Below are 15,656 nucleotides of genomic sequence, written 5' to 3'. Positions count from 1 at the left end.
CGCCAGCGTTCATCCTGAGCCAGGATCAAACTCTCCAATAAAGTTAGTTTGTCTAGCATCTAAAATAAAAATTGACGTTTCACGTTGTTTGTTTCGTTCAGTTTTCAAAGAACTTGTTTGTCGCTCATTTGCGACTCCCTTATGTTAACACTTTTGTTTTTCAATGTCAACTAAGTTTTTTATTTCGTTTGTCGCGTTTTGCGTTGTTGCTATCGGCGACTCGTATAATATTACACCCTCATATACTAATAGTCAATATGTTTTTCTGAAAAATATTAAAAAGGCTTATTCTTTATAAATAAGCCTTTTTGACAGTATAAAATGTTCTTCATCTACTTTTCTTCTATAATTGGAACTGAAACGATAAACCCAATAATTCCACCCTCATATTCAGCTCGAATTTCTCCGCCTTGTAACTCCACAATACTTTTAGCAATAGCTAATCCGAGTCCCGACCCCTCTGTTACTCTACTTCTAGACTGATCCTTCTTGTAAAAACGTTCAAATAGGTTCCCTAATTCCTCTTTCGTAAATTCTTCACTATGGTTCGCAACAGTGATTTGGATATTTCGGCGCTGCCTTTGAAGAGAAACTTTAATTTCTCCATTATCTTTACTATATTTAATAGCATTCATTAATAAGTTTTCAAAAACTCGGACCATCTTCTCTGAATCAATAGCAGCATATACGCGTTCTTCAGGGAATTGCTTTATAAATACAAGCCCATGTTCTTCTGCCTGCGGTACTAATTCCTCTATCAATTGATCAAGCAGTTCATTCATACATACTTCCTGTTTTTCTAATACCACTTTTTCATTTGTTAATTTTGTATACTCAAATAAATCTTCTATTAAATTTTTCAACTGCTCCGACTTTGCAAAAGCAATTCTCATATACTCATCATGTTGTTCCTTATTTTCATATTTAGAATCACGAAGCAATCTTAAATAACCCATAATAGAGGTAAGCGGCGTACGTAAATCATGAGATACATTCGTAATGAGTTCATTTTTTTGTTTCTCTAGTTTACGCTCTTTTTCTATATTAACCATAAGCTCTTCAGCCATATTATTAATGTTCTCAGTCAAAGCAGCGATCTCATCCTCACCTTTTTTCTCAATACGATAAGCTAAGTTTCCTTTTTCTATTTCTTTTACCCCTTGTGCCATCGCTTCAATTTGCTTCATCTTTCTTTTTGTTATGTAGAAGAAAGAAAAAATAAACACAAGAACCCCAATTAAAAATGGAAATGGCCCATCTACTTTCTCATACTCTATTTCCCCTTCAGGAATTCCACTCACAAACATATATAAGTTCTTATCTTCAACTGTAATAGGTGAAAAAGCGATAAATTCTTTTCTTGATCTTTCAATGTCATTATTATTTGAATAATCAATAGCAAATGATGTCGCATTACGAATTGTATTATGCAAATTAATTTGTTCTTCTTGCGCCTGCTTCGTTTTATAAAGAACCTTACCACTTTCATCCGTAATTAATACTTTGAAACCTCCATGCCCCAGCTCTAAGTTTTGATTTTCCGTCTCTATCATATTTCGCAAAGCTTCTACCTTGTTTTCTATAGCCATCATCTCTGCCATACTTTGAGCTTTACTATTAATTCGCAACATACCGTCTCTATAATTAATTTGAGCATCTCGATTTGCATCCTCAAAAACAGGCGCTACTATCTTCGTCGATACAAAAAGTCCTAATAATGCACAAGCAACAAAAGTAGTAATAAGTTGGATTCGTATGCTCCTCCGAACACTCTTTACTATCTTTTTAATCAATCCTCTTATTTTCTTATATATATAGGTAAAAGGCCTAATTATCTTTCTCAATCTTATACCCCACTCCCCACACCGTTTTTATATAACGCGGTTTTCTCGGATTCTCTTCAACCTTCTCACGTATTTTTCGAATATGCACCATTACAGTATTATCAGATTGAAAGGATCGTTCATTCCAAACCTTTTCATAAATTTGCTCAGCACTAAAGACTATACCTGAATTACGAGCTAGCAATTCTAAAATTGAAAACTCTCGTGGTGTTAGTTTTACCTCTACATCCATAACAGTCACTTCATGTGTCGCTACATTTATTTTCATATCTCCAACTTCAATCTCACTTTCATTTTGAACGATGAATCCATTCATTTTCATATATCGACGAAGATGCGATTTAATTCTTGCTATAAGTTCTAACGGATTAAATGGTTTCGTGACATAATCATCCGCTCCTGTTGTTAAACCTAAAATTTTATCCATATCCTGCGTCTTCGCGGATAGCATAATAATCGGCATTTCTTTCGCTTCTCTTACTTTCATACACATATGAATCCCATCAATTTTCGGCATCATAATATCTAATACAACTAAATGCACTTCATTCTTCTCTAATATCTGTAATCCTTCTGCTCCATCCCCAGCTTGCAATACTTTATATCCTTCGTTCTTTAAGTAAATCGCAATTAAATCCCTAATTTCTTTTTCATCATCTACAACAAGTATTGTCTCTTGTGCCACAATATCGCCCCCAAAGCTTTTAAAGTCCCTATTTCTTATTATAAGAAAACTTCTGAAGAAAAACGGAACGAAATCCTTAAGATTTTCTGAAGACGCAAAAAAGATCTAGACTCCCATTAAGTCTAGATCTTTCAAAAACCCCTTTTATTTACGAACGTAGATGAAGTATAGTACGAATAAAACTCCCATTACATACATAATTGGATGAATTTCTTTACGGCGGCCACTTACCACCATCGTAATCGGATAGAAGATAAATCCAATTGCAATTCCCGTTGCGATACTGTACGTAAGCGGCATAGAAATAATCGTAAAGAATGCCGGTACTGCAATCTCAAATTTCTTCCAATCAATTTCCCCTAAAGATGAAACCATCAAAATCCCTACAATAATTAAAGCCGGAGCGGTTACAGCTGGTGTTACGACACTTAGTAATGGCGAGAAGAACAGCGCTAACAAGAAAAATCCTGCTGTTACAACCGCTGTAAATCCCGAACGGCCGCCTGCTGCTACACCTGCGGATGATTCAATGTAAGACGTTGTTGTAGATGTACCAAGAATCGCACCAATGACAGTTGCAATCGCATCTGCAAATAATGCTTTTCCTGCACGTGGTAATTTGTTATTCTTCATTAATCCAGCTTGATTCGCAACTGCTACAAGCGTACCTGCTGTATCAAAGAAATCAATGAAGAAGAACGTGATAATAACAATCCCCATTTGAACAGTGAAGATATCTCCGAAGTGACTCAGCGCCACACCGAACGTAGGTTCCAGACTTGGGATTGCACCCACTACAGCTTTGGGTGTATCAATTAATCCTGTTGCTACTCCAAGAACTGCTGTAAGAATCATCCCGTAGAAAACTGCTCCATTTATCTTTTTAATCATTAAAATAATCGTAATAACTACTCCGAAAATCGCAAGCAATGTTGTGCCCTTTGTTAAATCTCCTAATCCAACAAGGACCGCATCATTCTTTACTATAATCCCAGCATTTTGAAAACCAAGGAAGGCGATAAACAAACCAATGCCTGCTGCTACCGCAAATTTTAATTCTGTCGGGATCGCATTAATAATTTTTTCACGAATACCAGAAGCAGTAAGAATAATAAAGATAATACCTGACATCAATGTCCCAGCAATTGCTGTTTGCCATGGAATCCCCATCGTTAACACTGCTGTGTAAGCAAAGAATGCATTGATTCCCATACCTGGCGCTAATGCAATTGGATACTTCGCAAAAATCCCCATAATTAACGATCCAATCGCAGCTGCTAATGCCGTAGCAACGAATACCGCTCCTGGATCCATTCCTGTTCCGGCTGGTAACCCTTTAATGTTTCCTAGCGACAGTGTAGCAGGATTGACAAAGAGCACATAAGCCATAGATAAAAATGTCGTTAACCCTGCGATAAACTCAGTTTTATAATTCGTACCGAGCTCATCAAACTGAAAATAACGTTTCATTCTACGTTTCCCCCGTTATATGATTACTCGTCGTACTCCTCCCTAGCCCTCTTTTATCCATAAAAATAAAAAAGGCTTCCATTACATATACATGGAAGCGTTCTGTAAACAAAGGCAGAGAGTTCCCCTTACCTTTATTAAAACGCCTCGTAGTCAAGCCATTTACGGTAGCTAGGTAGAAACTTTCGGGCCATATCCCCGATATTATACGACGGCTATAATATTCATTTTTCGTATCAATTACATAATCATATTAACTCACATATAAGTATATGTCAATTTAAAAACGAACATTTTTAAGTTTAACCTTACTTTCGTTCGTGTTAAACAAAAAAGATCCATCTATATACGCTATAGATAGACCTTTTTCTAGAAAATTTGATTTTATACTATTCCCACTCGATTGTTGCAGGTGGCTTACTCGTTACATCATACACGATACGGTTAACGTGTTTTACTTCGTTTACGATACGTACAGAGATTTTCTCCAATACGTCCCAAGGGATACGTGCCCAGTCTGCTGTCATACCATCGATTGATGTTACTGCACGGATACCTACTGTGTAATCGTAAGTACGCTCGTCACCCATAACACCTACGCTACGCATACCAGGAAGTGCAGTGAAGTATTGCCAAATTTCACGATCTAAACCTGCTTTTTTGATTTCCTCACGTAAAATCGCATCAGATTCACGAACGATTTCTAATTTTTCTTCTGTAATTTCGCCTAATACACGGATACCAAGACCAGGACCTGGGAATGGTTGACGCCATACGATTTCATCAGGAATTCCTAATTCTGACCCTAATACACGTACTTCATCTTTAAATAATGTGTTTAAAGGCTCAATTAGTTTAAATTGCATATCTTCTGGAAGTCCACCAACATTATGGTGAGATTTAATTGTTTGTGCAGTTGCTGTCCCACTTTCAACAATGTCAGTGTACAACGTACCTTGTGCTAAGAAGTCCATCCCTGCTAATTTAGAAGCTTCATCATCGAATACGTAAATGAATTCATTACCGATGATCTTGCGTTTTTGTTCTGGATCTTCTACACCTTTTAACTTGTTCATGAAGCGTTCTTTCGCATCCACTTTAATAACGTTCATGTGGAAGCCTTCGCTAAATGTTTTCATAACACCTTCCGCTTCACCTTTACGAAGTAAACCGTGGTCAACGAAAATACATGTTAATTGGTCACCGATTGCTTTATGAATTAATACTGCTACAACAGAAGAGTCTACACCGCCACTAAGTGCGCATAGTACTTTTTTATCTCCAACAGTTTCACGGATTTTTTCTAATTCTACTTCGATAAAGTTTTCCATGTTCCAACCTTCAGAACATCCACATACACCGAATACGAAGTTTTTAATTAAATCATTGCCGTGCTCTGAGTGACGTACTTCTGGGTGGAATTGTACACCGTATAAGTTTTGTGCTGCATTGCTCATACCAGCAATTGGACAAGATTCACTTGTTGCATCTACTACGAATCCTTCTGGTAAACCAGTTACTAGATCACCATGGCTCATCCATACAACTTGCTCTTCCGGAAGATTTGCATATAATTTTGATTCGTTCTCTACTTTCAGAACTGCTTTTCCGTACTCACGATGATTTGCGCGTTCTACTTTTCCACCAAAGTGTTTTGTCATAAGCTGCATACCGTAGCAAATACCAAAGATCGGCAAACCTAATTCAAAGATTTTTTCATCACAGTGGAATGCATTTTCACCGTATACACTATTTGGTCCACCAGAGAAGATGATACCTTTTGGATTCATTGCTTTAATTTCTTCTGCAGTAATTGTATGTGGATGAAGTTCACTGTATACACCGAACTCACGAATTCGACGTGCAATTAACTGATTGTATTGACTCCCAAAATCTAAAACGATAATCGTATCGTGCTGTTTCTTCAAAATAATCACCCCAACGTTAGTTCTCGTATATAAATATTTTCACCAATTTGGCAAAAAGCATTACCAATATAATAAAAAAAGCCAGTCCTCCGCCCTCAGTCTCATAACAAAGAAAAGGCAGGGGTCTGACTTTATAAAGATAGTATTCCGCTCTTTATAAATATAAGACACTCTGCCTTCATAGTCAGGTTGTTTACGGTAACCCGGTAGAGACTCTCAAACCATATCATTGAGGATATATGAAGGATTGTTTTATATTATCTTCCTAGATTCTAACAATGAAGTATCAATACGGTCAAGAGAGAAAGCGACAAAATTCTACAGAAATTATTTTCTGATTGCGATGAGACCTTTATTCCTGTAATTTTTCTGCCGTATACGCAAAAAAACATCCACCTCTATATAGAGATGGATGTTAAGCTGACGAATGAAATTACATCATTCCGCCCATACCGCCCATGCCCATGCCGCCCATGTCAGGCATTGCTGGTGCATTTGGTTCTGGCTTGTCAGCAACTACAGCTTCAGTTGTTAAGAACATTGCTGCAACAGATGCTGCGTTTTGAAGTGCAGAACGAGTTACTTTTGCTGGGTCTACGATACCAGACTCAAGCATGTTTACCCATTCGCCTGTTGCTGCGTTGAAACCAACGCCTACTTTTTCGCCTTTTAAGCGCTCTACAACAACAGACCCTTCTAGACCAGCGTTGATTGCGATTTGGCGAACAGGCTCTTCTAATGCACGAAGTACAATGTTGATACCTGTTGCTTCGTCGCCTTCAGCTGCAAGGCCAGCTACTTTCGTGTATACGTTCATAAGTGAAGTACCGCCACCTGCAACAATACCTTCTTCTACTGCTGCACGAGTTGAGTTTAGTGCATCTTCAATGCGAAGTTTACGCTCTTTCAACTCAGTTTCAGTTGCTGCACCTACTTTAATTACTGCTACGCCGCCTGCAAGTTTCGCAAGACGCTCTTGTAATTTTTCACGATCGAATTCAGAAGTTGTGTCTTCTAATTGCGCACGGATTTGCCCAATACGTGCTTCGATTTGTTCTGTGCTTCCTACACCTTCAACTACAGTTGTGTTTTCTTTCGTTACAACAACTTTACCAGCGCGTCCTAAAGATGCAACTGTAGCAGATTTTAAGTCGCGTCCTAATTCTTCAGTGATTACTTCACCGCCAGTTAAAATCGCGATATCTTCTAACATTGCTTTACGACGGTCACCAAATCCAGGAGCTTTAACAGCTACTACATTGAATGTACCACGAAGTTTGTTCACTACTAATGTAGCTAAAGCTTCGCCTTCTACATCTTCTGCAATGATAAGAAGTGGTTTACCTTGTTGTACCACTTGCTCTAACACAGGTAAGATTTCTTGAATGTTAGAAATCTTTTTGTCAGTGATTAAGATATATGGATTATCAAGAACTGCTTCCATTTTGTCAGAATCAGTAATCATGTAAGGAGATGCATATCCACGATCAAACTGCATACCTTCTACTACATCTAATTCTGTTGTGAATCCTTTAGATTCTTCTAATGTAATAACGCCGTCGTTACCAACGCGCTCCATTGCTTCAGCAATTAATTTACCTACTTCTTCGTCAGCAGCAGAAATAGCAGCTACTTGTGCGATAGAAGATTTACCTTCGATTGGTTTAGAAATCGTTTTTAATTCTTCTACTGCTGCAACAACAGCTTTTTCAATACCTTTACGAAGGCCCATTGGGTTTGCACCAGCTGTTACGTTTTTTAAACCTTCACGAATCATAGCTTGTGCTAATACAGTTGCAGTTGTTGTTCCGTCACCAGCTACGTCATTTGTTTTGCTAGCAACTTCTGCTACTAATTTTGCGCCCATGTTTTCGAATGCATCTTCTAATTCAATTTCTTTTGCGATTGTTACACCATCATTTGTAATAAGTGGTGAACCGAATTTTTTCTCAAGTACAACGTTACGACCTTTTGGTCCAAGCGTTACTTTTACTGCGTCTGCAAGAGTGTCGACACCGCGAAGCATCGAACGACGTGCTTCTTCACTAAATTTAATATCTTTTGCCATAATATTTGACCCCCTTGGATTTTTTAAATGTATATAATTAACCGATAACTGCTAAAATGTCACTTTCACGTAAAATCAAGTAGTCTGTACCTTCGTATTTCACTTCAGTACCTGCATATTTTGAGAAGATGATAAGATCGCCTGCTGCTACCTCTAAAGCAACACGCTCACCATTTTCAAGCACTCGACCAGTACCTACTGCAATAACTTTACCCTCTTGTGGTTTTTCTTTTGCAGTGTCTGGTAATACAATACCACTTGCTGTTTTTTCTTCTGCTTGAACAAGCTCAATTACAACGCGATCACCTAATGGCTTTAGCATGAACAATAACCTCCTCATTTTCCTATGTAAGTTTTCCTTATTAGCACTCAATCACCTTGAGTGCTAACACACTTATAATAATAAATAATCTAATTTTCTTTTGCAAGTAAAAAAATCATAATTTTTTCGCAAATTACTCTATAAGCTTTTCTATATAAGCATTCTTGTCTGTATTATTCAATTCTCATTTTTTCTAATTACAGCCTTTGCGATATGAATCTGCGTTTCTACTTATCGTATGTTACAATATGAAAGACACCCTAAGTTGTTTTCTCTATACATACAACTTTTTCCTGTCTGCTATTTCATTTTCAAATAAAAATTTACAAAAAAATCATAATATGCATTCACATGATGTATCTTCGGGTGGGTATTTACATGCTATCCTCCCCTATCCCATACACTAGAGTTAGAAAGGATGGTTAAACCGTTTGAAAAAACAATATTGGTGGATTATAGTTACATACATTCTGATGCAGTTATCAGGCATTGTTGGATTACCACTTCTTCTGAAAACTGGACTATATGATAACAGGGGGTTCACTAGAGAAGAAAAACTACAAATACTAACTGGACACTGGGCAATCATTAGCTTTTTCATCGCATTATGCATTGTACTTTTGCTCCTCAGAACAGACATTCGCGATCGGCACTTAAATACAAAACGTGCTACTATTCCTGCCACAATTGGCTGGATCTTTATTGGTTTCTTTTTAGCTCTCTTTTCTCAAACGATTGCAGGTACAATCGAAATGCACTTACTAGGCATAAAGCCAGGTTCTGAAAATACAGCACAGTTAATGGATATCGCAAGGACGACACCTTGGTTCCTGATTGTTATATCAATAATCGGTCCTATTTTAGAAGAGATTGTCTTTAGAAAAATCTTATTTGGTACACTTTATAAAAAATTCAACTTCTTTATCGCTGCAATTATTAGTTCCCTTGTGTTCGCAGCAATTCACTTTGATTTTACGCATCTACTGGTCTATACTGCCATGGGTCTTGTATTCGCCTTCTTATATGTGAAAACAAAGCGAATTATCGTTCCTATTATGGCTCATGTTGCAATGAATACATTAGTTGCAATCACTCAAGTAATAATAAGTAACGATCAAATACAAGAAATGATTAAAAAAGCAGAGCAAATGCAAGGATTTATCGGAGGATTTTAAAATATGAGGAACTCACCATTGTTCATGTCAGCACTGTATTTTCTTCTTGGATGTGTCTTTACACGTTATGCAATCACGAACGTTACAGATACAATCTGGAACTTTTGGACACTGCTGTTTGCTGTTATGGCGACAATTGACTTTAATTTGGCACTTCGACTTCTCTTAATAAAATTCACAAAGAAAAAGCCACAATAAAACGCAGAGGGATTCCTCTGCGTTTTATTGTGGATAATTTTTCAAAAAATAAACTAATGTTTGTAATTCTACAGCTAAATCAATATGATGAATTCTTATATTTTCCGAAACATTTAATCGTGCTGGTGTAAAATTTAAAATCCCATGTATATTTGTTTCGGCCAATCGATCTGCTACAGTTTGTGCAACAGTAGCAGGTACTGTTAATATTGCCACTTGTATATCATTTGTTAAACGCTCTTCTAATTCGTCTAAATGATATACAGGGATTCCTCCGATTTCTTTTCCAACTTTCTCTTCATTGACATCAAAAGCCATTTCAATCTTTGTATTATTATTTTTCGTGAAATTGTAATGTAAGAAAGCGGTCCCTAAATTACCTACTCCAATAAGCGCTACACGTGTTATATCATCTTGATCGAGCGTTTCCCGGAAAAATGATAGTAAATAATTCACATTATATCCATATCCCTTTTTCCCTAACGCTCCAAAATATGAGAAATCTCTTCGAATTGTTGCCGAATCTACTTTTACAGCCTCACTCAATTCTGCTGATGAAACACGTTGCTTACCAGAAAGCGATAAGTTTTGGATAAATCGATAGTATAGAGGCAATCTTTTGGCAGTGGCCTGTGGAATCTTCTGCTGATCCATGTAATCTCTCCTCTCTTCCTATCTTTGTTCATAGACTGAAAACAAATACAGAAGTTTAGCACTTATGACTTTCCTTGTATAATAGAGAAAAGACTTCTCTCTTTATTTTAAACTATACACTATTTTTAGTATGATTGAGAAATATAAACATGGCAAAGTTAAGAAATTAGTTGAGGTGAAAACATTGATTTTATTACAAGTGAACGGGCTTTCAAAATTATACGGTGCTGAAACAATTCTTGCAAACATTAAATTGGAAGTTCAAACAAAAGATCGCATTGCACTCGTTGGTCGAAATGGTGCTGGAAAATCTACATTATTAAAAATAATTGCCGGCGAATTATCCCACGATGGTGGAGAAATTATAAAACCGAAAGATGTTTCGATTGGGTATTTAGCCCAAAATACTGGTTTAGAAACTTCTTTAACAATTTGGGATGAAATGCTTACCGTCTTTACACATCTAGAGCAAATGGAAAAGAAACTTCGAAGGTTAGAACAGGAGATGGGTAAAGAAGAGAACTTTTCAAATGCTACTACATACGAAAGATTACTCGCTGATTATGATCAATTACAGTTAAACTACAAAGATCAGGGGGGGTATCAATATGAAGCTGATATTCGCTCCATTTTAAGTGGGCTTGGTTTTCCTATCGAAACACACCAAACAACAATTTCTACGTTAAGTGGTGGTCAGAAAACGAGACTTGCTCTTGGTAAACTACTATTAACTAAACCAGATTTACTCATTTTGGACGAGCCAACAAACCATTTAGATATCGATACACTAACATGGCTTGAACAATATTTACAAGGCTATCCTGGCGCTATTTTAATCGTCTCCCATGATCGCTACTTTTTAGATAAGCTTGTTACACAAGTATATGAAATTTCTAATAAAGAAAGTAGACGATATGTTGGAAATTATAGCAAATATTTAGATTTAAAAGCTGCATTATATGAACAAGAAATGAAACGTTATGAAAAACAACAAGAGGAAATTGCTAAGCTGGAAGACTTTGTTCAAAAGAACATCGCCCGTGCTTCTACAACAAAACGTGCTCAAAGCCGCCGTAAGCAATTAGACCGAATGGAATTACTAACTAGGCCCTTAGGTGACTCTAAATCTGCATCGTTCCACTTTGACATCGAAAAACAAAGCGGAAATGACGTATTACAGGTAAAGGATGTTTCAATTGGGTATGACAAAGAAGCAGTTATCGAGCATGTAAATATGCGTTTGACCCGAGGAGATAGTGTCGCACTAGTCGGTCCAAATGGTATTGGAAAATCTACATTATTAAAATCGATTGTGAATAAGTTGAAGCCGTTAAGGGGAGAAGTTTCTTTCGGTTCAAATGTATCCATTGGATACTATGATCAAGAACAGGCAAACTTAACATCATCTAAGCGTGTTTTAAACGAGCTATGGGACGATTATCCGTTAGAACCAGAAAAAGAAATTCGCACGATACTCGGTAACTTTTTATTTACAGGGGACGATGTATTAAAACCCGTATCTTCCCTAAGTGGTGGTCAAAAAGCACGATTAGCTCTGGCAAAATTGATGATGCAAAAATCTAATCTACTCATTCTCGATGAGCCAACAAACCATCTTGATTTAAATAGTAAAGAGATTTTAGAAAATGCCCTAATTGATTATCCAGGAACTCTTTTATTCGTTTCTCATGATCGCTACTTTATTAATCGTGTCACTACTACAGTTGTTGAGTTATCAACAGATGGCGCACAAGAATATTTAGGTGACTATGACTACTATATTGAAAAGAAAAATGAAATGATTGAACGTGCGGAATTTGAACAACAAGAAGAGAGTACACCAGCTCAAAAGACAATTGCTCAAGAAAAATTAAACTATCTTGAAGAAAAAGAACGTAAGAAGCTAGAACGCCAACGTGCACGGAAAATTGAAGAAATTGAACAAAATATCGCAAAGTTAGAAGAAGAAATTGCAGAATTAGAAGAAGAACTTTGTCTCCCTGAAGTATATGCTGACTATGAACGAGCTAGTGAAATTACAACAACAAAACAAGAAAAACAAGAACAATTAGAAAAATTCATGGCGGAATGGGAAGAATTACACGTATAACCCCTATATATTTATATAATGAAAAAGGTAGTTGAAAACCATTCAACTACCTTTTTATTTTTCAATACAAAAGATATTGTCGAAGGTCTGACCTCAATAGCATTATCCACAACCTTATACACATATCCACCTTTATTATATAAACATAAAAATAACTTTTCAACATTATCCACAATCACTACAAAAGTTATACACAATTAATATTCACAACAAAACCCATATTATCAACAGATAATACGGGTTTTATCCACAAGTTGTGGTTAAATATGTGCATAACTAAGCTTCAATATCTAAACCTGGGTTTGCATTTAAAGCCAATGTTGCACGTTTTCCTTGTTCGTATGCAATTGTGCCTGCTGCTGCAATCATCGCTGCATTATCTGTGCATAAAGATAGTGGTGGAATAATTAACTCAATATCCTCTTTCTTAACAAACTCTTCCTCGAGCTGAGCACGAAGTCCTTTGTTCGCCGCAACCCCTCCAGCAAGAAGTACTTGTTTTACACCGTACGCTTCTGCTGCACGCACCGCTTTTGTTACCAATACATCTATTACACTTGCTTGGAAGCTAGCCGCTAAATCCTCTGGCGCGATTTCTTCCCCGCGCTGTTTTGCGTTATGCACAGTGTTGATAACTGCTGATTTTAACCCACTAAAGCTAAAATCATACGAATCTGACTCTAGCCATGCGCGTGGTAAATCAATTGTTGGCTTTCCTTCATGAGCAAGACGATCAATATGAGGACCACCTGGATATGGCATAGATAATGTACGTGCAACCTTATCATATGCTTCACCTGCTGCATCATCTCTCGTTTCTCCAATCACTTCAAATGAACCATGTTCTTTCATATAAACAAGCTCTGTATGTCCTCCAGACACAACAAGTGATAACAACGGAAATTGTAGTTCCTTTACTAATCGATTCGCATAAATATGCCCAGCGATATGATGAACACCAACAAGAGGGATATTATGAGCGAAGGCAACGGCTTTTGCTGCATTTACACCAATTAAAAGTGCTCCTACTAGCCCCGGTCCTTCCGTCACAGCAATTGCATCAATATCTTCAAATGTAATATTCGCTTCTTTTAATGCCTCTTCTAATACAACTGTGATTTGTTCTACATGATGACGTGATGCGATTTCCGGCACAACACCGCCAAAACGTTTATGGCTTTCAATTTGTGAAGCGACAACATTCGCCACTATTTCTGTTCCATTTTTCACCACTGCTACAGCTGTTTCATCACAGCTCGTTTCAATACCAAGTATAATCGTGTTTTTTTCCATTATATATTCACCCACATTACAAGACCATCTTCATAATTGTCTGTATAGTATCGTTTACGAATCCCACCATTTTGGAATCCATATTTTCGGTATAACTGTTTCGCTACTTCATTTGACACACGCACTTCAAGCGTCATTGTTTTTGCTCCCATTTCTTTTGCTTGATCCATTACTTCTTTTAGCAAAGCATCTCCAAATTTTTGACCGCGATATTCTGGCAAAATGGCTATATTCGTAATGTGCGATTCATCAATAATAATCCACAATCCACAATATCCAATTACCACATCATCTTTTTCTAGTACGATATAATGTGCATATTCATTCGTTCTCAGTTCGCGATGAAACGCATCGGCAGTCCACGGAATCGCAAATGACGCTTCTTCAATTGCTACAATTCGAGCAATATCATCCGTCGTCATCTGTCTAAATGTAATATCCATTTCGATAACTCCTATTTTTTTTGACTTTCTAGCCATTTTGTTTCTGCCTCTGCTAAACGGAGGTAACTCGGAACAAATGTATGTACACTTTGCTCTTCTTTTTGCAATCCTAAAAATGCTAACTCACTCGGTCTTGGATTATTCTTTGGACAAGAAGCAAACACAGCTTGATCACCTAAATATTCTACAATTGTTTCTTTATGTTGATCTACATCATTACCGATAAACAAAACAGGTTGTCCCTTATCTTTTAACATCTGTAACCAATCTACAATAAGAATAATCCGATCCTCTTCTATACAAGATAATTGCTCTTCGTTATATGTATATAACCCCGTATAAATTTGCCCACGTCGTCCATCAAACAATGGACAAATAACACCTTGGAAATTAGCTCCATTCGCAGCCACTACTTCTAGGCTAGACACACCGACGATCGGTATTTGCAACGACCAAGCTAATGTTTTTGCAATAGTCACACCAATTCGAACTCCTGTATACGATCCAGGACCAGCCGCAACAACAATTTTATTTAACTCTTTCGGCTTTACATTACATTCCTTCAAAAGTTGTTCTACAGCTGGCATAAGACGTACAGAATGATTTTTAGTTAAATTCGTAATGATTTCTCCGATAACTGTATTTCCATCAATCAGAGAAACTCCCATTACATAATTTGAAGTATCAATTGCTAGTACTTTCATCTTGTAATAGCTCCTCACATAATCTAATATAACGTTCACCACTTGGCTCTAATACAATTTTTCTTGTATTGTCACCTGTATGGAACAAGCTTATTTTTAATGTCTCATTTGGCAGAAAAGATTCAATTAAATGAGCCCATTCTACTACTGTTATGCCTTCACCATAAAAATACTCATCAAAACCTAAATCTTCTTCACTTTCCGCTAAACGATAAACGTCCATATGATATAGCGGTAATCTCCCCTTATACTCTTTAATAATGTTGAATGTCGGACTATTTACAACTCGTTTCACGCCAAGACCTTTTGCAAGACCTTTCGTAAATGTCGTCTTTCCAGCACCTAAGTCTCCTTCTAAAATAAGCACATCTTGTTTCTTAACAATGTGTCCCAACCTTTCTGATAAGTTTTGAGTCTCTTCAGAGGAAGTTGTCTTAATTTCATATTTATTCAAAGGATTCACCTACCTTACTCACAATATTCTCTGCTCTTTATTATACAGAGTTTTTCACTTTGTTTCATTTTGAACATATAAAAAAAGACCTTAGGAGTTTTCCTAAGGGTAAGATTGACTGTCTTTATAAGTTTTTTTAAAATAAATAAAAAAATACGAAACAACTTGTTTCGTTCTTTTCTTTGTATAAATGGCGGTCCCGACCGGGGTCGAACCGGCGATCTCCTGCGTGACAGGCAGGCATGTTAACCACTACACCACGGGACCATTGGTTGCGGGGACAGGATTTGAACCTGCGACCTTCGGGT

14 protein-coding genes, 1 tRNA gene and 2 riboswitches are annotated in these 15,656 nt (G+C 37.0%); of the genes, 3 read left to right on the top strand and 12 right to left on the bottom strand.

The window, feature by feature from the left end:
* Positions 1 to 332: 332 nt before the first annotated feature.
* The 6 genes from ACX5JI_RS26145 to groES form a co-directional block, all read right to left on the bottom strand.
* Positions 333 to 1,844 (bottom strand): sensor histidine kinase, encoded by a 1,512-nt coding sequence (locus ACX5JI_RS26145; protein WP_459503895.1) that lies wholly within the window; start codon positions 1,842 to 1,844, stop codon positions 333 to 335.
* Positions 1,828 to 2,529, bottom strand: coding sequence for a response regulator transcription factor (locus ACX5JI_RS26140; RefSeq protein ID WP_459503894.1), 702 nt, complete (start codon positions 2,527 to 2,529; stop codon positions 1,828 to 1,830). Before ACX5JI_RS26140 ends, ACX5JI_RS26145 begins: the two co-directional genes overlap by 17 nt.
* Positions 2,530 to 2,673: 144 nt before the next feature.
* On the bottom strand, positions 2,674 to 3,999 hold the full coding sequence (locus tag ACX5JI_RS26135; RefSeq protein ID WP_459503893.1) for an NCS2 family permease: 1,326 nt from the start codon (positions 3,997 to 3,999) through the stop codon (positions 2,674 to 2,676).
* A 130-nt stretch (positions 4,000 to 4,129) separates the two neighbouring features.
* A riboswitch (purine riboswitch) is annotated at positions 4,130 to 4,231 on the bottom strand.
* A gap of 157 nt (positions 4,232 to 4,388) precedes the next feature.
* Positions 4,389 to 5,927: a glutamine-hydrolyzing GMP synthase gene (guaA, locus tag ACX5JI_RS26130; RefSeq protein ID WP_459503892.1), complete on the bottom strand. Its 1,539-nt coding sequence runs from the start codon at positions 5,925 to 5,927 to the stop codon at positions 4,389 to 4,391.
* 161 nt (positions 5,928 to 6,088) lie between these two features.
* A riboswitch (purine riboswitch) is annotated at positions 6,089 to 6,190 on the bottom strand.
* Between the two features lie 170 nt (positions 6,191 to 6,360).
* Positions 6,361 to 7,995 carry a chaperonin GroEL gene (gene groL, locus ACX5JI_RS26125; RefSeq protein WP_459503890.1) on the bottom strand — a complete coding sequence of 545 codons (1,635 nt, stop codon included), beginning with the start codon at positions 7,993 to 7,995 and terminating at the stop codon, positions 6,361 to 6,363.
* Between the two features lie 37 nt (positions 7,996 to 8,032).
* Complete coding sequence (groES, locus tag ACX5JI_RS26120) at positions 8,033 to 8,317, bottom strand: co-chaperone GroES (RefSeq protein ID WP_000917306.1); 285 nt, start codon at positions 8,315 to 8,317, stop codon at positions 8,033 to 8,035.
* Positions 8,318 to 8,748: 431 nt separating this feature from the next.
* On the opposite strand from groES, the gene ACX5JI_RS26115 reads away from it, so the two are divergent.
* Positions 8,749 to 9,492, top strand: a complete 744-nt coding sequence (locus ACX5JI_RS26115; protein WP_459503889.1) for a CPBP family intramembrane glutamic endopeptidase — start codon at positions 8,749 to 8,751, stop codon at positions 9,490 to 9,492.
* A gap of 3 nt (positions 9,493 to 9,495) precedes the next feature.
* Positions 9,496 to 9,690 (top strand): YdiK family protein, encoded by a 195-nt coding sequence (locus ACX5JI_RS26110; RefSeq protein ID WP_459503888.1) that lies wholly within the window; start codon positions 9,496 to 9,498, stop codon positions 9,688 to 9,690.
* Between the two features lie 24 nt (positions 9,691 to 9,714).
* Here the strand turns inward: ACX5JI_RS26110 and ACX5JI_RS26105 are convergent, their stop codons facing one another.
* The gene (locus ACX5JI_RS26105) at positions 9,715 to 10,344 is read right to left on the bottom strand and encodes a redox-sensing transcriptional repressor Rex (RefSeq protein WP_459503886.1); all 630 of its coding nucleotides are present in this window, start codon (positions 10,342 to 10,344) and stop codon (positions 9,715 to 9,717) included.
* Positions 10,345 to 10,528: 184 nt separating this feature from the next.
* Here ACX5JI_RS26105 and ACX5JI_RS26100 point away from each other — a divergent pair, with 184 nt between their 5' ends.
* Entirely contained in the window at positions 10,529 to 12,454 is a 1,926-nt protein-coding gene (locus tag ACX5JI_RS26100; protein ID WP_459503885.1) for an ABC-F family ATP-binding cassette domain-containing protein, read from the top strand.
* Between the two features lie 276 nt (positions 12,455 to 12,730).
* On the opposite strand, the gene tsaD is transcribed toward ACX5JI_RS26100, so the two are convergent.
* From tsaD to ACX5JI_RS26075, 5 genes are all read right to left on the bottom strand, one after another.
* The gene (tsaD, locus tag ACX5JI_RS26095) at positions 12,731 to 13,747 is read right to left on the bottom strand and encodes a tRNA (adenosine(37)-N6)-threonylcarbamoyltransferase complex transferase subunit TsaD (protein WP_459503884.1); all 1,017 of its coding nucleotides are present in this window, start codon (positions 13,745 to 13,747) and stop codon (positions 12,731 to 12,733) included.
* Positions 13,747 to 14,190 (bottom strand): ribosomal protein S18-alanine N-acetyltransferase, encoded by a 444-nt coding sequence (gene rimI / locus ACX5JI_RS26090; protein WP_459503882.1) that lies wholly within the window; start codon positions 14,188 to 14,190, stop codon positions 13,747 to 13,749. Before rimI ends, tsaD begins: the two co-directional genes overlap by 1 nt.
* 11 nt (positions 14,191 to 14,201) lie before the next feature.
* A complete protein-coding gene (gene tsaB, locus ACX5JI_RS26085; RefSeq protein ID WP_459503881.1) occupies positions 14,202 to 14,894 on the bottom strand; it encodes a tRNA (adenosine(37)-N6)-threonylcarbamoyltransferase complex dimerization subunit type 1 TsaB in 693 nt (230 codons plus the stop codon).
* Positions 14,875 to 15,348, bottom strand: coding sequence for a tRNA (adenosine(37)-N6)-threonylcarbamoyltransferase complex ATPase subunit type 1 TsaE (tsaE, locus tag ACX5JI_RS26080; protein WP_459503880.1), 474 nt, complete (start codon positions 15,346 to 15,348; stop codon positions 14,875 to 14,877). Before tsaE ends, tsaB begins: the two co-directional genes overlap by 20 nt.
* Positions 15,349 to 15,539: 191 nt before the next feature.
* A tRNA-Asp gene (locus tag ACX5JI_RS26075) sits at positions 15,540 to 15,615 on the bottom strand.
* Positions 15,616 to 15,656 lie beyond the last annotated feature (41 nt).

The sequence above is a fragment of the Bacillus sp. C1 genome (genome assembly GCF_054570475.1).
The sequence above is the reverse complement of the archived record's forward strand: the minus strand, read 5'-3'. Positions and strand labels throughout refer to the sequence as shown.